General features: G+C 72.7%; 14 protein-coding genes and 1 pseudogene. 7 read left to right on the top strand and 8 right to left on the bottom strand.

The genetic code is table 11. The features are described 5' to 3' along the window. Window positions 1-244: 244 nt before the first annotated feature. Genes OO54_RS04830 through OO54_RS04815 form a run of 4 tightly spaced genes read left to right on the top strand, consistent with a single transcriptional unit; the run spans window position 245 to window position 4845 of the window. Window positions 245-1303, top strand: coding sequence for a FecCD family ABC transporter permease (locus OO54_RS04830; RefSeq protein WP_200146798.1), 1059 nt, complete (start codon window positions 245-247; stop codon window positions 1301-1303). Continuing rightward, on the top strand, window positions 1300-2400 hold the full coding sequence (locus OO54_RS04825) for a FecCD family ABC transporter permease (protein WP_033201610.1): 1101 nt from the start codon (window positions 1300-1302) through the stop codon (window positions 2398-2400). Before OO54_RS04830 ends, OO54_RS04825 begins: the two co-directional genes overlap by 4 nt. Next, complete coding sequence (locus OO54_RS04820; RefSeq protein ID WP_033201609.1) at window positions 2397-3248, top strand: ABC transporter ATP-binding protein; 852 nt, start codon at window positions 2397-2399, stop codon at window positions 3246-3248. Before OO54_RS04825 ends, OO54_RS04820 begins: the two co-directional genes overlap by 4 nt. Before the next feature lie 25 nt (window positions 3249-3273). Further along, window positions 3274-4845: an amidohydrolase gene (locus OO54_RS04815; RefSeq protein ID WP_033201608.1), complete on the top strand. Its 1572-nt coding sequence runs from the start codon at window positions 3274-3276 to the stop codon at window positions 4843-4845. A 59-nt stretch (window positions 4846-4904) separates the two neighbouring features. Here the strand turns inward: OO54_RS04815 and OO54_RS04810 are convergent, their stop codons facing one another. Further along, window positions 4905-5825: an adenosine kinase gene (locus OO54_RS04810; protein WP_033201607.1), complete on the bottom strand. Its 921-nt coding sequence runs from the start codon at window positions 5823-5825 to the stop codon at window positions 4905-4907. Between the two features lie 87 nt (window positions 5826-5912). Next, a complete protein-coding gene (locus tag OO54_RS04805; RefSeq protein ID WP_033201606.1) occupies window positions 5913-6896 on the bottom strand; it encodes a GlxA family transcriptional regulator in 984 nt (327 codons plus the stop codon). Between the two features lie 70 nt (window positions 6897-6966). Between OO54_RS04805 and OO54_RS04800 the strand changes: the two genes are divergently transcribed. After that, window positions 6967-7935 carry an NADP-dependent oxidoreductase gene (locus OO54_RS04800; protein ID WP_234439651.1) on the top strand — a complete coding sequence of 323 codons (969 nt, stop codon included), beginning with the start codon at window positions 6967-6969 and terminating at the stop codon, window positions 7933-7935. A 33-nt stretch (window positions 7936-7968) separates the two neighbouring features. Here the strand turns inward: OO54_RS04800 and OO54_RS04795 are convergent, their stop codons facing one another. After that, window positions 7969-8658 carry a LamG domain-containing protein gene (locus OO54_RS04795; RefSeq protein ID WP_200146801.1) on the bottom strand — a complete coding sequence of 230 codons (690 nt, stop codon included), beginning with the start codon at window positions 8656-8658 and terminating at the stop codon, window positions 7969-7971. Window positions 8659-8931: 273 nt separating this feature from the next. Between OO54_RS04795 and OO54_RS04790 the strand changes: the two genes are divergently transcribed. Together OO54_RS04790 and OO54_RS04785 are read left to right on the top strand one after the other, a co-directional pair. After that, the gene (locus OO54_RS04790) at window positions 8932-10506 is read left to right on the top strand and encodes an FAD-dependent monooxygenase (protein ID WP_033201603.1); all 1575 of its coding nucleotides are present in this window, start codon (window positions 8932-8934) and stop codon (window positions 10504-10506) included. Between the two features lie 48 nt (window positions 10507-10554). Then, window positions 10555-11268 carry a TetR/AcrR family transcriptional regulator gene (locus OO54_RS04785; protein WP_078905043.1) on the top strand — a complete coding sequence of 238 codons (714 nt, stop codon included), beginning with the start codon at window positions 10555-10557 and terminating at the stop codon, window positions 11266-11268. A 639-nt stretch (window positions 11269-11907) separates the two neighbouring features. On the opposite strand, the gene OO54_RS04780 is transcribed toward OO54_RS04785, so the two are convergent. The 5 genes and pseudogenes from OO54_RS04780 to OO54_RS41370 form a co-directional block, all read right to left on the bottom strand. Further along, a complete protein-coding gene (locus OO54_RS04780) occupies window positions 11908-13479 on the bottom strand; it encodes a pectate lyase family protein (RefSeq protein WP_033201602.1) in 1572 nt (523 codons plus the stop codon). A 205-nt stretch (window positions 13480-13684) separates the two neighbouring features. Then, window positions 13685-15121, bottom strand: a complete 1437-nt coding sequence (locus OO54_RS04775; protein ID WP_033201601.1) for a DEAD/DEAH box helicase — start codon at window positions 15119-15121, stop codon at window positions 13685-13687. A 213-nt stretch (window positions 15122-15334) separates the two neighbouring features. After that, window positions 15335-15538, bottom strand: coding sequence for a cold-shock protein (locus OO54_RS04770; RefSeq protein ID WP_033201600.1), 204 nt, complete (start codon window positions 15536-15538; stop codon window positions 15335-15337). Window positions 15539-15764: 226 nt separating this feature from the next. Continuing rightward, window positions 15765-16520: a DUF817 domain-containing protein gene (locus tag OO54_RS04765; RefSeq protein WP_051786709.1), complete on the bottom strand. Its 756-nt coding sequence runs from the start codon at window positions 16518-16520 to the stop codon at window positions 15765-15767. A gap of 67 nt (window positions 16521-16587) precedes the next feature. Then, window positions 16588-17944: pseudogene (locus OO54_RS41370) on the bottom strand (glyceraldehyde-3-phosphate dehydrogenase). Window positions 17945-18009: the final 65 nt, after the last annotated feature.

The following is an 18009-nucleotide window of genomic DNA, read 5'->3' as shown; positions in this document are numbered from 1 at the left end:
CGTAGCGACTGGTTAGGTAAGCCTACTCTCACTTGGGACGCTGGAGGCGGGCTCGAAACGAGGTTCGCGGCGCTTCCGCGCCACCTTCGGCGTGACCCGGTTCCGCGCGTTGACCGGTCGGCGTGGTTCGGTTAGCCTCACCTAAGTATCGACCCGTCAGGTGGTCCGGGACGGGTCGGGTCCAACGCCTCAACTGCCGTCAGGGGAGCCGTCGTTGTCCGTCCCGTCCCGTGCACCCCGGGTGATGTCAGGACCGCACGACGACGGCCCGCCCGGGCGGCCCGTGCCTCCCCGCGCGGGCCGTCCGGGCACGGCACTGCGGAGCCTGGGCCTGCTCGCCGCCACCGGGGCGCTGGTCCTCGTCGCGCTCCTCAGCGTGTGGGTCGGCACCCGGGGCATCCCCTTCACCGCCACCTGGTCCGTCCTCTGGCACCCCGACGGGTCGGAGACGTCGGTGATCATCCACGACTACCGCATCCCGCGGACGGTCCTCGGCACCCTCGTCGGCACCGCCCTCGGCCTCTCCGGCGCCCTGATGCAGGCCCTGACGCGCAATCCGCTCGCCGACCCCGGCATGCTCGGCGTCAACCTCGGCGCCTCGGCCGGTGTCGTGGTGGCCCTCGCCTTCCTCGGGATCGCCGCGCCGCTCGGATACGTGTGGTTCGCCTTCCTCGGCGCGGCCGCCGCCTCCGTCGGGGTGTACCTGCTCGGCTCCTCGGGCCGCACCCTCGCCTCCCCCGAACGGCTCGTCGTCGCGGGCGCCGCCGTGACCGCGGTCCTCTACGCCTTCAACTGGGCGGTCCTGCTGCTGAATCCGCGCGCCTTCGACCAGTTCCGCTTCTGGACGGTGGGCTCCCTCGCCGGCCGCTCCCACGACATCGTCCTCATGACCCTGCCGTTCATCGGCGTGGGCCTGCTCATCGCCCTCGCCCTCGCCCCCTCGCTCAACGCCCTCGCCATGGGCGACCGGATGGGGCGGGCCCTCGGCGTGAACGTCGGCCGGACCCGCGCCCTGGGCGCGGTGGCCGTGATGCTGCTGTGCGGCGCCGCCACCGCGGCCGCCGGACCCATCGGGTTCGTCGGACTCGCCGTGCCCCACGTCGCCCGGTTCTTCGTCGGCCCCGACCAGCGCTGGGTGTTCGCGTACTCCGCGCTCCTCGCCCCCGTCCTCCTCCTCGGCGCGGACGTCCTCGGCCGGGTGCTCGGCGCCCCCGGAGAGGTACAGGTCGGCATCGTCACCGCCTTCCTCGGCGCCCCCCTGTTCATCGCCCTGTGCCGTCGACGGAAGCTGGTCATGCTGTGACCGCCGCACGGGGGACCGGGACCCCCACGCCCGGACCCGGACCGACCGCGCCCCGCGTCGTCACCGGACGCCTCCTCCGCACCCGTTCGGGAAGCCTCTCCCTCCTCGTGCGGAGCCGCGCCGTCGCCGTCACCGCGGCCCTCCTCGCCGCACTCGTCGCCGTCATGGCCGTCACCCTGACCACCGGCGACTTCGACCTGTCCGTGGGCGAGGTCGCCCGCGCGCTGGCCGGCGACGGATCCGGGATCGCGGACTTCGTCGTCAACACCCTGCGCATGCCACGCCTCGTGACCGCGCTGTGCGTCGGCGCGGCCCTCGCCGTGAGCGGCGCCATCCTGCAGAGCCTCACGGGCAACCCGCTCGGCAGTCCCGACATCATCGGCTTCACCAACGGCTCGGCCGTGGGCGCGCTCGTCGTCATCGTCCTCCTGCACGGCAGCATGACCCAGATCGCGATCGGCGCGCTGATCGGCGGCCTCGCCACCGCCCTCGCCGTCCACCTCCTCATGCTCGGCAGGGGCATCCAGGGCTTCCGGCTGGTCGTCGTCGGCATCGGCGTCAGCGCCCTGCTCCTCGCCGTGAACTCCTACCTGATCACCAGGGCCACCTTCCAGGAGGCACTGGAGGCGCAGGCCTGGCTGATCGGCAGCCTCGGCAACCGCCTGTGGACGCACGCCCAGGCCATCGGCCTCGCCGTCGCCGTCCTGCTGCCGCTCGCCCTCTTCCTCTCCCGCCGCCTCGCCATGGTCGAGATGGGCGACACCACCGCCATGGCCCTCGGCGTCGACGTGCCGCGCACCCGCACCCTCCTGCTCGTCATCAGCGTCGCGCTCGCCGCGTTCGCCACCGCCGTCACCGGCCCCATCTGGTTCGTCGCACTCGCCGCCCCCCAAGTGGCCCGCCGGCTCACCCGCTCCTCAGGTCCCGCGCTGCTCCCGTCCGCCCTCATGGGCGCGGTCATGCTCGCCGTGAGCGACCTCGCCGTGCAGCGCCTCTTCGCCCCCGCGCTCCTCCCGGTGGGCACCGCCACCGGCTGCGTCGGCGGGATCTACCTCGTCTGTCTCCTCGTCACCGAGTCGCGAAAGAGCCGCGCATGACCGCACCCCCGTCTCCCGGCCCCCGCCTGCGCGCCGAGGACCTGACCCTCTGCTACGACCAGCGGACGGTCGCGACCGGCCTCGCCGTCGACATCCCCGACCACTCGTTCACCGTGATCGTCGGACCTAACGCCTGCGGCAAGTCCACCCTGCTCACGGCACTCGCGCGGATGCTCAAGCCCCGTGAGGGACAGGTCTACCTCGACGGCGCCGCCATCGCCTCGTACCGTTCCCGCGAGGTCGCCCGCCGCCTCGGACTGCTCCCGCAGTCCTCGACCGCGCCCGGCGGCATCACCGTCGGCGACCTCGTGGCGCGCGGCCGGTACCCGCACCAGGGCCTCCTGAGGCAGTGGTCCGCCGACGACGACACGGCCGTCGTCGAGGCGATGCGGCAGACCGGCGTACTCGAACTCGCCGACCGGCCCGTCGACGACCTGTCCGGCGGCCAGCGCCAGCGCGTCTGGCTGTCCATGGTCCTGGCCCAGCAGACGCCGATCCTGCTCCTCGACGAGCCGACGACCTACCTCGACATCGCGCACCAGGTCGAGGTCCTCGACCTGTGCGCCCGACTGCACGCCCGCGACGGGCACACGATCGTGGCCGTCCTGCACGACCTCAACCAGGCGTGCCGCTACGCCACCCACCTCGTCGTGATGCGCCCCGGCGGCGTCATCGCGGCCGAGGGCGACCCGTCGACCGTCATGACCGCCGCACTCGTCGAGGACGTGTTCGGACTGCCCTGCCGGATCATCGACGACCCGGAGACGGGGACACCGTTGATGGTGCCGGCGGCGCCCCGGCGGTACGCCCCCGCCCCCGCCGGCACCGCGGCGGCCCCGACCACCTGACGACGACGAAGCGGACGGACCGACGATGCTCTGCACGAGGCTGACGAACGCGCACATCCTCACCATGGACCCCGACCACCCCGTCGCCCACGACCTCGGCATCTGGCGGGGCCGCGTCGTCGGCCTCGACGAGGCCGTCACCGGGCTGCCCGCCCGCGAGGTCGTCGACCTCCAGGGCGCCACCGTCCTGCCCGGGTTCATCGACAGCCACGTCCATCTCGCCTGGGCCGGACTGAAGGCCGCCACCCCCAGCATCGCCCCGTGCGCACGCGTCGAGGACGTGCTCGCCGTCGTCGCGGAGGCCACCGCCCGCAAGGCCGCGCCCGGCGACTGGGTCGACGTCGCCGGATACGACCAGCGGGCCCTCGGACGCCATCTGACCGCCGCCGAACTCGACCGGGTCAGCCACGGGCGCAAGGTGTTCGTCATGCACGACTCGGGCCACGCCTGCGTCGTCAACAGCGCCGTCCTCGCCCTGCTCCCCGCCGACGTGCCCCACCAGGACGGCTTCCTCGCCGAGAGCGCGATGACCGCCGTACGCCGGCTGCGCCTGCCGTACTCCCAGGAGGAACTGGCCGACGCGATCGAGCACGCCGGGCGCGCCTGCCTCGCCGAGGGCATCACCGCCTGCGCCGAGGCGGGCATCGGCGGCGGCCTCCTGGGGCACAGCCCGGTGGAACTCGGCGCCTACCAACTCCTCAGGGACCGGGGCAGGTTGCCGCTTCGGGTCCAGCTCATGGCCGCCGGCGACACGCTCCGCCCCGTCGGCGCCCACGCGGACGACGGCATCCCGCGCTCCCTCGACCTCGGACTGCGCACCGGCTTCGGCGACGACTGGCTGTCCCTGGGCGCCCTCAAGATCTACACGGACGGCGGCATGATGGCCCGCACGGCGGCGCTCACCGCCCCGTACGAGGGCACCACCCACACCGGACAGCTCCAGGACGACCCCGAGCGGCTGACGGAACTCGTCGTGGACGGCCACCTCGCCGGCTGGCAGCTCGCCGTCCACGCCATCGGCGACCGCGCCGCCGACCTCGCGCTCGACGCCCTGGAGCGCGCCCAGACGCTACGGCCCCGCCCGGACGCCCGGCACCGCGTCGAGCACGCCGGGCTCATCCGGCCCGACCAGCTTCCGCGCTTCGCCCGGCTCGGCGTCAGCGCCGTCGTCCAACCCAACTTCCTCCGGTACTTCGGCGACGACTACGCGGACGTCATGGGCGAGGCGCGGGCGCCGTGGATGTACCGGGGCCGGGGCTTCCTCGACCACGGGGTCACCCTCGTCGGCAGCTCCGACCGCCCGGTGACGGACGGCTCGCCGCTGCGGGCGATCCAGTTCATGGTCGAACGCACCTCCCTCTCCGGCCGGCGGATCGGCCCCGACGAGGGCGTCACCGTCGACGAGGCCCTCCGCGCCTACACCGTCGCCGGCGCGTACGCCTGCCGCTGGGACGACAGCGCGGGCAGCCTCACCCCGGGCAAGCGCGCCGACCTCGTGGTGCTCGGCGACGACCCGCGCCGGGTCGACCCCTCCCGGATCGGCGACATCGAGGTGGTGGCGACGCTCGTGGACGGCCGAGAGGGCAAGCGGCTCTAGGGGGTGTCCTGCCGCTCGGGCCGGCCTGAGCGGCAGGACACCCCCGGACTGATGACTCGTCAACTGCCTTCGTGAGCACCGGAAACGGCGACCGCGACCTCCCGGAGGAGTGTCGTGCGGTCGACGGCGTCGGCCGCCGTCGCCGGCACGGTGCAGGCGTGGGCGCCGGCGACCGCGCCGTAGAGGGCGCACCGGTCCGGTTCCTCGCCCGTCAGGCGGCCGAAGAGGAAACCGGCTGCGAAGGCGTCGCCCGCGCCGTTGGAGTCGACGACCGGCCCCCGGGGCGTGACGGCCGGCACGTGGACGAGACCGGCGGCGCTGAGCATGTACGCGCCTTCGGCTCCGGCGGTGGCGACCACGACCTCGGCCCGCCCCCGCTCCAGGATCCGGTGCATGGTCTTCTCCCGGTCCGCCAGGGCGGTGGAGGAGACGAAGACGATGTCGGCGCCGTAGGCGAACGGCTCGTGGTACGGGTTCTCTCCGTCCCAGTCGTGGAGGTCCGTGGAGAGGGTGAGGCCCGCTTCGCGGAGCAGGGGGAGGGCGAAGGCGCAGGGGTGGGTGATCGAGACGTGCGCGTGGCGGCTCGCCGAGGCCAGCGGGCCGAGCAGTGCCTCGGGCAGCCGGTCGGACTCCTGGGAGCGGCTGTCGTCGTAGAGCGAGAGCCGCCGGCCGTCGGGGCCGACGAGGTTGACGGCCCGCTTCGTGCCGCCGGGCACCGCGGTGAACCCGATGCCGTGGTCGCGGTGGAACGCCCGGACGAGATCGCCCGGGGCGTCGTCACCGATCGTGTCGATGTGGTGCGTCCGCAGTCCGAGCGAGCTCAGTCCGAGCGCCACGAAGTCCCCGGTCTGCCCGGCGCGGGTCTCGATGCCCGGCCGGATCGCGTAGCTGTCGGCGTACGGGAGGGGGAGTTCGGGCACGTACACGATCGTGTCGACGCCCGCCCCTCCGAGGACGAGGACGTCGTACTCGCTGCTCATCGCTGTTCTCCTCGGGGCGCCGACTTCCGTTGGTCGCAGGCGAGTCAAACAGCCGGAGCCGGGCTCGGCAAGATGTTTCCGCAAGTTTCAGGAAGTCGTCGACAGGGCGTCGGTGGCCGTCGCGGCCCCGCCCCGGAAGGTGCGGCGGTAGGCGAGCGGGGTCACGCCGATGGCGGCGTGCAGGTGCTGGCGCAGCGAGGTGCCGGTGCCGAAGCCGACCTGCCCCGCGATGTCGTCCACGGGCAGGTCGGTGGATTCCAGGAGGTGCCGGGCCCGCGCCACCCGCTGCTGGATCAGCCACCGGCCCGGGCTCATGCCGACCTCCTCGTCGAACCGGCGGGCGAAGGTGCGCAGGCTCATCCGGGCGTGCGCGGCGAGCTCGGTCAGGGTGATCGGCCCGTGCAGGTTCTCCAGGGCCCACTGCCGGGTCGCGGAGGTGTCGTTCGCCGTGGCCTCGGGCACGGGCTGCTCGATGTACTGCGCCTGCCCGCCGTCCCGCCACGGCGGTACGACGCACATCCGCGCCACCCGGTTGGCGACGGCGACGCCGTGGTCCTTGCGTACGAGATGGAGGCAGACGTCCACGCCCGACGCGGCGCCCGCGGAGGTCAGCACGGAGCCGTCGTCGACGAAGAGGACGTCCGCGTCGAGGGCGATCTCCGGGTACCAGGCGCGGAAGGTGTCGGCGAGCGCCCAGTGCGTCGTGGCGGGGCGGCCGTCGAGCAGGCCGGCCGCGGCGAGGACGAACGCGCCGGTGCAGATGGACACCAGACGGGCCCGCGGCGGCAGGAGGGCGAGCGCTCCGGCGACCCCGGAGGACAGTTCGCGGGTGAGGAGGCCGAGGTCGAAGGGCGGCAGCACCACCGTGTCGGCGTCGGCCAGCACCTCGGGCCCGTGCTCGACGGTCACCGAGAAGTCGGCGTTCGTGCGGACGGGCCCGCCGTCCGCCGAGCAGGTCAGCACCTCGTAGAGGTCGCCGAGGGTGCCGAAGACCCGGTTCGGGATGCCCAGCTCGAAGGGGTACACGCCGTCCATGGCGAGGACGACGACACGATGAGGTCGGCGGCTCATGGCAGAATCCCTTCGAAAGATGGCATTCATGCCATGGTACGCGGTCCGGCCCCCGGCGAGGCTGGTGTGCATGACGAATCACCGCACCATGCGCGCCATCAGCCAGGACGTCCACGGAGCCCCCGACGTGCTCCGGGAGACCGTGCTGCCGCGGCCCGAGCCGGGCCTGAACCAGATCCTCGTCGCCGTCCGCGCGGCCGGCGTCAACCCGACCGACTGGAAGCACCGCTCCGCCGGCCTCTTCCTCGGCGACCGCTTCCCGCTGGTCCTCGGCTGGGACGTCTCCGGCGTCGTCGAGGCCGTCGGCTACGGCGTCACCGTCTTCAAGCCGGGCGACGAGGTCTTCGGGATGCTGCCGTACCCGTACGGCGTCGGCTCCCACGCCGAGTACGTGACCGGCCCCGCCCGCGCCTTCGCCCACAAGCCGGCCGGCATCGACCACGTCCAGGCCGGCGCCCTTCCGCTCGCCGCGCTCACCGCCTACCAGGCGATCGTCGACACCGCCCGCGTCGAGCCCGGGCAGCGCGTCCTGATCCACGCGGCCGCCGGCGGCGTCGGCCACCTCGCCGTGCAGATCGCCAAGGAGCGCGGCGCGTACGTCATCGGCACCGCCAGCGCCCCCAAGCACGACTTCGTGCGCTCTCTCGGCGCGGACGAGGTGATCGACTACCGCACCACCGACTTCGCCCGGACCGTCCGGGACGTGGACATGGTCCTCGACCCCCTCTCCGGCGACACCCGCGTGCGCTCCCTCGACGTCCTCCGCCCCGGCGGCACGCTCGTCTCCCTCCTCCCCGGCACCGACCCCGACGAGCCGGCGAAGGCCGCGGCCCGCGGCGTCCGCGTCGAGACCCTCCTCGTCGAGGCCGACCACGCCGGCATGAACGCCGTCGCCGCCCTCGCGGAGTCCGGCGCCCTGCGGGCCCACGTCGAGGCCGTCTTCCCCCTCGCCGACGCCGCCAAGGCCCATGCCCTCGGCGAGACGGACCGCACCACCGGCAAGATCGTCCTCGTCACGGCGGGCACGGACCTCGGCTGACCCGGTCCCGGGCGCCGGCGCCCGGCGCCCGGCTCAGGGCGTGCGCCCGGGCTGCGCCGGAACGGTCCGCGCCCGGCCGGACGGCGTCCGGTACACGCGCAGCTCCGCCACCTCGTACGACATCTCCGACGTCCCCGGTTCGGGCGCCGGGTGGTAACGGCCCGCGCACACCGACAGGTTCACGATCAGATGGGCCTGCCAGGCCCGCCCCACCCCCCGGCGGTCGTCGAAGACCCGCACGCCGTTGACCCACCAGACGACCGAACGGGCGCCGAGTTCGACCCGCAGGTCGACCCAGGCGCCCGGCCGGACGGCCGGGTCCCGGAAGTAGTGGTAGCGCCCCTTGACCCGGTTGGAGAGCTCCAGCAGATCCGGGTTGTCCGGGTGGTACTCGAAGACGTCGACCTCCTGGCCGCCGTCGAGCCAGGTCCAGATCGCCGGCCAGGCCCCGGTCTCCACCGGCAGGCGCACCCGCGCCACGAGGACGTCGCCGGCGCGCACCAGGAACGCCTCCCGGCTGCCCTCCGTCGTGAGGAGTCCGGCGTCCCAGTCGCCGTCCGGACGCCGGGTCGCCCGGAAGACGCCCGTGCGGCTGTACGCGGGATCCTCCACCAGGTGGTCCAGCTTGTTGTCCCCGTGGTTGGTCGGACCGCCGCCGGGATAGGCCCACGAGCGTCCGGCGACCCACTGGTCGGCGGAGGAGAAGTCCGCGTCGAGAACCAGGTCCTCCGGGGACAGGACGGGTGCCGTCCCGCCCGGGCCGGTCGTGGCACCGCGTCGCAGGAGCCGGTCGAGGAGATCGGACAGCACGGGCACGCTCCTTTCGTGCGGGCGTCCACCGGCCCGCGGGCGATCCGTCCCACTTTCCACCTCGCGCCCGATGGGTGTCCCGGGTTGGCGAGAAGTCGCCATGCCCTTCGGTGCTTTATTTCGGTTACGCTGTATCCGTAAATAAAGTGCGCGTTCCCCCGAGCGGGAACCGACGAGGGGAGCGGCATGGACCAGGCAGCCACCACGAAGGCCGACAACGACGTGATCGTCGTCGGCGCCGGACCCGTCGGGCTCGCCCTCACCCTCGACCTGGCCCGGCGCGGCCTCGCGGTACGGCTCCTGGAACGCGGCCAGGGGACCTTCGAAGGCTCGCGCGCCAAGGGCGTCCAGCCGCGCACCCTCGAAGTCCTCGACGACCTCGGCCTGGCCGCGGCCGCCCTCGCGGCAGGCGGCGACTACCCCCCGATGGGACTGCACCTCGGCCCCTGCACCAAGACCTGGCGCATGCACGCCGCCGCCCCGGACGGCGCCGGCACCCCGTACGGCGACATCCTCCTGCTCCCTCAGTACGCCACCGCCGCCCTCCTCCACACCGCCGTCGAACAGCAGGGCGTGCGCGTCGACTTCGGCGCACGGGCCGTCGCGATCACCCAGGACGACGACGGCTGCGCGGTACGCCTGGACGACGGGCGACGGCTCACCGCCCGGTACGTCGTCGGCGCCGACGGCGGTTCGAGCACCGTGCGGAAGGCCGCCGGCATCGCCTTCGAGGGCACCACCGACGAAGCCGACCGGATGCTCCTCGTCGACGCCGCCGTCGACGGACTCTCCCGCGACCACTGGCACATCTGGCCGCGCGCCGGGGGACGCTCCGTCGCGGCCTGCCCCCTGCCCGGCGGCGACCGCTTCCAGGTCATGATCAAGGTCCGACCGGGCGAAGCCGTCCACGCCCGCGACCTCACCGACTCGGCCCTCGCCGCCCTCTTCCGCCGCCGGGTCGGCCGCTCCCTCACCCTGCGCGACATCAGCTGGTCCTCGGTGTTCCGGCCCAACATCCGCCTCGCCGAGCGCTACCGCGACCGCAGGCTCCTGCTGTGCGGCGACGCCGCCCACGTCCACACCCCCGCCGGTGCCCAGGGCCTCAACACCGGCGTCCAGGACGCCCACAACCTCGGCTGGAAACTCCACCAGGTCCTCGCAGGCGCCGACGACACCCTCCTCGACAGCTACGAGGGCGAGCGGCGCCCCGTCGCCGCCCAGGTCCTCGGCCGCTCCACCGAACTGTACGAAGGCCTCCGCCGCACCCGGCCCGGCAAGCTCACCCGCGGCCAGGACGAACACCAGCTCACCATCAGCTACTTCGGCGGCCCCCTCGCCCCGACCGACGCGCCCCGCACCGCCACCCTCCGCCCCGGCGACCGCGCCCCCGACGCGCCCCTGCCCCACCCCACCCCCACCGCGCGCACCCTCTTCGACCTGTATCGCGGCCCCCACTTCACCGCCCTCGCCTTCGGCGCCCGCGCCGCGGCCGCCCTGGACCGCCTCCCGTGGCCCACCGCCGGCGTCCCACTGCGCCGCCACACCGTCCTCACCCGCACCACGGCCCGAACACCCGCCGAAGCGGCCCTGCTCACCCCGTACGGCATCACCGAGGACACCGTCCTGATCGTCCGCCCCGACGGCCACGTCGGCACCGTCGCCCCGGTGGGCCGGACCGGCGACGTCAGGATCCCCGCCCCCTTCGGGCCGCACGACGCCGGCGGGTACGGTGGCCAGCGCACCACCGACGGCAGCCGGTAGCCGCGCACGGCTCACGGTGCCCCCCGCGCAGCGAGAGAGAGCCCACCCATGGCCGCCACCGCACCACCCCCCGGCAGCCCCGCCTGGTGGGCCGCACGCCCCGCCCCGGCTCCCGCCGGGGAGCGCCGGCGCGGCCGCCCCTCGCTCGACACCGCGCACATCGTCGACACCGCCCTGCGCCTGGTCGACGAGCACGGCACGCAGGCGTTCTCGCTGCGCCTGCTCGCCGAGGCGCTGAACTCGGGCACCGCCACCCTCTACCGCCACTTCGAGGGCAAGGACGAGATCCTCGCGTACGTCGTCGACCGCGTCCTCGGCGAGGCCGTCCTCGACGACCTCGCCGAACGCGGCGACTGGCGGGAGGTGCTCACGGTCACCGCGCACCGCTTCCACGACGCCCTGCGCGCCCACCCCCACACCCTGCCGCTCCTCATCGCCCAGGTGCCCGTCGGCCCCCACGGACTCGCCCAGCGCGAGCGCGTCCTGAGCGCCCTCCTCGCGCACGGCCTCCCGGTGGACCTCGCGGCCCGGGCCTTCACCGCCGTCACGCACTACGTCATCGGCTTCACCGCCCAGCAGCACGGCCCCGCCGCCGCCCCCGACGACGGACCCCGGCTCGCCGCCTTCTACGGAGGACTGGACCCGGCCGCGTACCCCGCGCTCCTCCAAGCCGCCCGGACCCTCACCTCGGTCCCCGTGGACGAGGAGTTCGCCTTCGGCCTCGGCCTCCTGGTCCACGGACTCGGGCACCTCCACCCCTGAGCGCGCGCCGCGCAACGGTCGCCGCCCCGGATCGTTGACCACGCCATGAACCATGTCATCGCCCGGCGGCGCCTCCGCCTCCTGAGCACCACCGTGGCCGCCCTGATGCTGTCGATCGCGGGTGCGCAGAGCACGTACGCGCACTCCGAGGCGCAGGACTGCCCGACGGCGGAGATCTTCGCCACCGACAACACCGCGATCATCACGGACCCGGACGATCCCCGGCTCGACACCCGTCTGACGCGGTTCCGCCACGAGGTGCGCGGGATCATCCGCGCGCACGGCGCCCGGCCCGGTCCCTCGGAGCTCCTGGACGGCGTCTTCTGGTCCGGCGAGCTGCGGCAGGCCACGTACGAGCGCTCACGAGAGTTCGACGTGGACGGGGTGGGCCGCGACGGGCTCCACCACATCGCCGGAGTCATCGCCAAGCGGTACGAGCAGGAGGCCGTGCTCACCTTCCGCTGCCTGCCCCGGACGTCACCGGAGACCGACGCCGTGGAGATCGAGGTTCCCGGCGTCTCCGCGAGCGCTCTGCGCGAGGCGCTGGTCGCCGACCCGGAGGCGCGCGAACGGCTCGGCGGGGCGCCGCGGGGGGGCGGGGAAAAATCCGGGCCGGGGGGGCCGTTCTTCGTGCGGCGGTCAGGCGTAGGTCTCGAACTCGGCCACCTGGGGCGTGCCGGTCGAGCCGGTGATCTCGAAGGTGACCTTGCTCAGTGCGGTACGGGCGAAGGTGATGACCCCGGCTCCGCTGCCCGAGGTCAGGACGGCGCCGGTGTCGGCGTTGAGGACGCGCCAGGAGCCGATGCGGCCCGCGGCGCCCGAGGCCTCCTTGATGACGACGGTGGACACGGCGGTGGGGGAGGCCCACTTGATCGAGACGGAGCCGGTCGTGCCGGCCGGTGACCAGTAGGTGCTCAGGCTGCCGTCCCGCACGTTGCCGTAGCTCGTGCCGTCGGCCTTGCTCGAGCCGTCGGACCCGGCGCCGATGCTGAGGTTGGTCCCGCCGGGCGGGGTCGTGGAGGGCGGGGTGGTGGGCGTCGTGGGTGTGGGTGTGGGTGTGGGTGTCGGGGTGGGCGTGGGGGTCGGCGTCGGTGAGGGGGTCTGCGGCGAGCAGGAGCCGTCCGACACGAGGAGGCCCCTGCCCGCGCCCGCCGTACGGCTCACGACGCCCGGCACGCAGCTCGCCGCGTCCGGGCTGAAGGCGTACGGGATGGTGACGGTGGTGTTGGACTGCGGGTCGGGGCCGGCCGGGTTGTTCTCGGTGCCGCGGCTCGACCAGCTGACGTTGTCGTAGATGTTGCCGCTGACCTGCCAGTACCCGGCGGCGTCGGTGTAGAAGGTGCCGAGGACGTCCTTGGAGTCCTCGAAGTAGTTGTCGTCCACCCTGGCGCGGGCGCCCGCCCGCGAGTTGATGCCGGACTCGTTGAGGCTCAGGTAGTGGTTGTTGTACATGTGCGCGACGCCGCCGCGCAGCAGGGGGGCGCGGGAGTCGATGTTCTGGTACAGGTTGTGGTGGTAGGTGACGAAGCTGTTCGACAGGTCGGTCTCACTGGAACCGACGAGGCCTCCGCGGCCTGAATTACGCAGAATGCTGTAGGACAGGGTCACGTACTGGGTGTTGTCCTTCATGTCGAAGAGGCCGTCGAAGCCCTCGGACTCGCCGCCCGACGCCTCGAGGGTGGTGTGGTCGACCCAGACGTTGCGGACGGTGCTCTCCATGCCGATGGCGTCGCCGCCGTTGGACGTGGGCGAGCCCGACTTCTTGACGTTCCGGACGGTGACGTTCTGGATGATGATGTTGCTCGCGTCGCGCAGGTGGATGCCCAGCTGGTCGAAGACGGCGCCGCTGCCGACCCCGACGAGGGTGACGTTGCTGATCTGCTTGAGTTCGATCACGCCGGCGGCGGTGTTGCAGCTGTCGCCCGACACCTTGGCCGTGTTCGCGTGGTTGATCGTCCCTTCCACCTCGATGGTGATCGGCGTGCTGCTGCTGGCCCGGCCGCAGAGGGCCGCGTGGATCGCGGTTCCCGTGGTGGCCCGGACGGTCGTGCCGCCCGCGCCGCCCGTGGTGCCGCCGTTCTGGGTCGCGTAACCGGTGACGCCGCCGGTCGCCGCCGACGCCTCGGGCATCGTCAGCACCACGCCGGTCACGGCCGCCAGGGCCATCGTCGCCAGCGCCGCGTGGAGTCGCAGTGCGACTGGTCGTCTCATCCTCGCCTTCCTTCTCGCGTGCGCCTCCCTGATGGAGAAAGCGCTTTCTGTCGGCGACGATAAGGGTGCCCCTCATGGCTGGCAAGGCTCTGCACCGTGGCGGAATCGTGTCGAAGATCGACACGCCGCCACGGCAACGGGAGCCTCGGGCAAGGGTCTTGGGGGTCGGCGCCGGCCCGCCGGAGCGGGGCGACGCCGTGAGGGGTCAGCCGCCGCGGCGGATGCGGGCGGCCTGGCGGGCCTCGGCGGTCTTGCGGGCCTCGGCGGCGCGACGGGACTCGTTCTTGGCGCGGCCCGGGCGCCCGGGCACGGTGCCGATGCCGCGGAAGGCCGCGCCGCCGCGCTTGGGGCCCTCCTGGGTCGGCGCGGCGCCGTCGACGGGCACGCCCGAGGGGGTGCGGGCGCCGGTGATGCGGCTCAGCTCGGCCTCGCCCGAGCGGACCTGGGTGACCTGCGGACGGATCCCCGCGTCCGCCATGAGGCGGGCCACGTCCCGGCGTTGTTCCGGGGTGACCAGGGTGACGACGAGGCCGGACTCGCCGGCGCGCGCGGTGCGGCCGCCGCGGTGGAGGTAGTCCTTGTGGTCGGCGGGCGGATCGACGTTGACGACGAGGTCGAGCTCGTCGACGTGGATGCCGCGCGCCGCGACGTTGGTGGCGACCAGGACGGGCACCTCGCCGCTCTTGAAGCGCGCCAGGGTGCGGGTCCGCAGCGGCTGCGACTTGTCCCCGTGCAGCGCCGCCGCCCGTACGCCGCTGCCGAGCAGGTGGCGGGCGAAGCGGTCGACGGCGGCCTTGGTGTGCAGGAACATGATCACGCGCCCGTCGCGGGCGGCGATCTCCGTGGCCGTGGCGAACTTGTCGGCGCCGTGCACGTGCAGCACGTGGTGCTCCATGGTGGAGACGGTGGCGGCCGACGGGTCGACGGAGTGGACGACCGGGTCCGTGAGGTAGCGCTCCACGACGAGGTCGACGTTGCGGTCGAGCGTGGCCGAGAACAGCATCCGCTGGCCGTCGGCACCCACCCGGTCGAGGATCTCGGTGACCTGGGGCATGAACCCCATGTCGGCCATCTGGTCGGCCTCGTCCAGGACGGTGACGGTGACCCGCTCCAGGCGGCAGTCCTTGCGCTCCACCAGGTCCATCAGTCGCCCGGGCGTGGCGACCAGGACCTCGGCGCCGTCGCGCAGCGCGGTGGCCTGCCGGCCGATCGACATGCCGCCGACGACGGTGGCCATGCGGAGCTTCAGGGCGCGGGCGTACGGGTCGAGCGCGTCCGTGACCTGCTGGGCCAGCTCGCGGGTGGGGACCAGGACGAGGGCCAGCGGCTTGCGGGCCTCCGCCCGGCGCCCGGCCGTGCGCGTCAGCAGCGGCAGGCCGAACGCGAGCGTCTTGCCGGAGCCGGTCCGCCCGCGCCCGAGCACGTCGCGGCCCGCGAGGGCGTCGGGCAGGGTCGCGGCCTGGATCGGGAACGGCGTCGTGACGCCCTCGCGGGCCAGCACGTCCAGGACCGCGGCCGGCAGGCCGAGGTCGGTGAAGGCGGTGGCGCCGGGGAGCGCCGGGGTGACGGTCGACGGCGCCGTGAATTCGTCCTTCGGCGCGGGACCGCGGCGTGCCCGGTCCGTACGGGGGGTGCTGTTCATGGGGGACCTTCCTCGAAACGGTGCGCTTCGAGGAAATTCGCGACGGGCCATGGCCCGTGAATTACCAGAACGTACCGAACGCCAATTGCGTACGGATCCGGCCACGCCGACGTGGGGAAAGCGGCGTCCGGTCCGTGAGAATGCCGGAAAAGACAACGAGCCGAGGCCCTCACCACGACGGTGAGGGCCCCGGCTGCGTCGGACGTGTCAACGTCAGGCGGGGAGGATGTTCTCCGCCTGCGGGCCCTTCTGGCCCTGCGTGACGTCGAAGGTCACCTTCTGGCCTTCCTGGAGCTCACGGAAGCCGGAGGTGGCGATGTTGGAGTAGTGGGCGAACACGTCCGGGCCGCCACCCTCCTGCTCGATGAAGCCGAAGCCCTTTTCGCTGTTGAACCACTTCACGGTGCCAGTAGCCATGTCAAATCTCCTTCGGGGCGTAACCCGGGAAACCACACCGTGTGGCTCCCGGCGTCGCCGTGATGATTGCCCCGTCGGAAAACTGCACCGAAAACACATAAAGTGCCTGACGATGTATACACCGTCGAAGGCACTCATAAGTTCTTTGGGAACCACAACTGCAACTGCTGTCGACTGTAGCACGTCACCCGCCCCGGTGCACGAACGCCTCGGTGTGCGGAATTGCCTATTCGCGCACCGGGTCCGCGGGGAAGAGATTTCTCGCCCGGTGTGCCGTCAGGACGAAGGTGACCGTGATGAGGAGGGCCCACGCGCCGAACTTCGCGGGGGACACCGGCTGCCAGCCGTCGAGTTGGTCGGGGTAGCTCCACGCGCCGACGTAGGTGGCCGCGTTCTCCGCGACCCACAGGAAGAAGCCGATCAGGACGAAGGACAGGGCCAGCGGCATCCGGAGGTCGTCCGCGCCCACCCGGAACCGCACCCAGGTGCCGGCCGTCGCGGCGAGCAGCAGGGCGGCGAGGACCCATCGGGCGTCGGGCAGCCAGTGGTGGCTGAAGAAGTTCACGTACACGGCGCCGGCGAGGACCGCCGTCACCCGCGGCCGGTAGCCGGTGAGCCGCAGGTCGAACAGGCGCCAGGCCCGGCAGACGTAGCTGCCGAGGGCGGCGTAGAGGAACCCGCCGTACAGGGGGACGCCGCCGAACTTGGTCAGGGCGTCCTCCGGGTAGCTCCACGAGCCCATCCGTACCTTGACCAGCTCGAAGAGCAGGCCGATGGCGTGGCAGCCGGCGATCACGGCGATGTCCCGGCCGGTGTCCCAGCCGAGTCGCCACGCCAGCACGGTGAGCCCGATCCCGTAGAGGAGGAGCAGGTCGTAGCGGGCGACGGGCAGTGCGGGCAGCAGGGTGGAGGCGGCGATGCCCGCGACCAGCGCGACGGCGAAGGCGCAGCAGCGCACCTCCAGGGCCGCGAACCGCAGCAGCTGGCCCGCACCCCCCTGGGACGGGGGGTGCGGCGCGCCGCCGTGCTGGGGTGCCGTGGGGCGGGGATCAGACCGCCGGGACCGGGAAGGTCGGGTACTCCACGCCGGAGACGTGCTGGACGACCCGGATGACCTGGCACGAGTAGCCGAACTCGTTGTCGTGAGACGGCGTCGGGAGCCGTGGTGAAGTCGATCTGGCGCTTCAGCGGCGAGTGCAGCGAGACGTCGCGGAGGTACTCGAGGACCTCTTCGCGGGTGGTCTCGCGGCCCAGGCGCAGGCTCAGGATCGCGATCGAGACGTCCGGGACGGGGACGCGGATCGAGCTGCCGGTGATCGGGGCCTTGAGGTCCGGCAGGGCCTTCGCGACGGCCGAGGCGGCACCGGTCTCGGTGATCACCATGTTGAGCGGCGCGGAACGGCCGCGACGGTCGGCCTTGTGGTAGTTGTCCAGCAGGTTCTGGTCGTTCGTGAACGAGTGGACCGTCTCCACGTGGCCGCGCAGCACGCCGTACTCGTCGTCCATGGCCTTCAGCGGCGGGACGATCGCGTTGGTGGTGCAGGACGCGCAGGAGATGACCTGCTCGTCCGGCTTGATCGTGTCGTGGTTCACGCCGTGCACGATGTTCGGCACGTCGCCCTTGCCGGGCGCGGTGAGGACGACCTTGTCGATGCCGGGGCGCAGGTGCTTGGAGAGGCCCTCGCGGTCCCGCCACTTGCCGGTGTTGTCGATGAGGATGGCGTTCTCGATGCCGTACGCCGTGTAGTCGACCTCGGAGGGGTCGTTGGCGTAGATCACCTTGATCGTGTTGCCGTTGGCGACGATGGTGCTGTTCGCCTCGTCGACCGTGATCGTGCCCTGGAACTGGCCGTGGATGGAGTCGCGGCGCAGCAGCGAGGCGCGCTTCACGAGGTCCTGGTCGCCGCCGCCGCGCACGACGATCGCGCGCAGGCGCAGACCGTTGCCGGAGCCGGCCTTCTCGATGAGGAGGCGGGCGACGAGGCGGCCGATGCGGCCGAAGCCGTAGAGGACGACGTCGCGTCCGTCACGGCGCTCGATCTTGTTCTCGCCCGTGGCGCCGGCGACGGCCTCGGCGGTGAACTCGGCCACGGAGAGCCCGCGGTCGTCGGTCTTGTAGTCAGCGGCCAGCACGCCGATGTCGATCTGGCACGGGCCGAGGTCGAGGGTCGTGAGCGTCTGGAGGAACGGGAGCGTCTCGGTGACCGAGAGCTCCTCGCCGTCGATCTGCCGGGCGAAGCGGTGGGTCTTCAAGATGCTGACCACCGACTTGTTCACCAGGGAGCGGCTGTGGACCAGGACGGTGACGTCCTGCTCCCGGTGCAGCTTCCCGATGATCGGGATCATCGACTCCGCGATCTCCTCGCGGTTCTTCCAACTGGTGAACGAGTCGTCATTGACAGTCACAAGATTATCTTTCGAGCTAGGCGGCGCTCATATGGTAACCCCCGGCCGGTTTGATCAATCAAGGG

The sequence above is a fragment of the Streptomyces wedmorensis genome (genome assembly GCF_000716445.1).
Taxonomy (GTDB): Bacteria; Actinomycetota; Actinomycetes; order Streptomycetales; family Streptomycetaceae; genus Streptomyces; species Streptomyces wedmorensis.
This window is presented reverse-complemented; position numbering and strand designations above follow the sequence as displayed.

Coding starts and splice junctions, on each gene's coding strand:
- OO54_RS04790 (WP_033201603.1), top strand. CDS start 8,932: ATGGACCAGGCAGCCACCACGAAGGCCGACAACGACGTGATCGTCGTC.
- OO54_RS04770 (WP_033201600.1), bottom strand. CDS start 15,538: ATGGCTACTGGCACCGTGAAGTGGTTCAACAGCGAAAAGGGCTTCGGC.
- OO54_RS04800 (WP_234439651.1), top strand. CDS start 6,967: ATGACGAATCACCGCACCATGCGCGCCATCAGCCAGGACGTCCACGGA.
- OO54_RS04810 (WP_033201607.1), bottom strand. CDS start 5,825: ATGAGCAGCGAGTACGACGTCCTCGTCCTCGGAGGGGCGGGCGTCGAC.
- OO54_RS04785 (WP_078905043.1), top strand. CDS start 10,555: ATGGCCGCCACCGCACCACCCCCCGGCAGCCCCGCCTGGTGGGCCGCA.
- OO54_RS04775 (WP_033201601.1), bottom strand. CDS start 15,121: ATGAACAGCACCCCCCGTACGGACCGGGCACGCCGCGGTCCCGCGCCG.
- OO54_RS04780 (WP_033201602.1), bottom strand. CDS start 13,479: ATGAGACGACCAGTCGCACTGCGACTCCACGCGGCGCTGGCGACGATG.
- OO54_RS04805 (WP_033201606.1), bottom strand. CDS start 6,896: ATGAGCCGCCGACCTCATCGTGTCGTCGTCCTCGCCATGGACGGCGTG.
- OO54_RS04830 (WP_200146798.1), top strand. CDS start 245: ATGTCAGGACCGCACGACGACGGCCCGCCCGGGCGGCCCGTGCCTCCC.
- OO54_RS04820 (WP_033201609.1), top strand. CDS start 2,397: ATGACCGCACCCCCGTCTCCCGGCCCCCGCCTGCGCGCCGAGGACCTG.
- OO54_RS04815 (WP_033201608.1), top strand. CDS start 3,274: ATGCTCTGCACGAGGCTGACGAACGCGCACATCCTCACCATGGACCCC.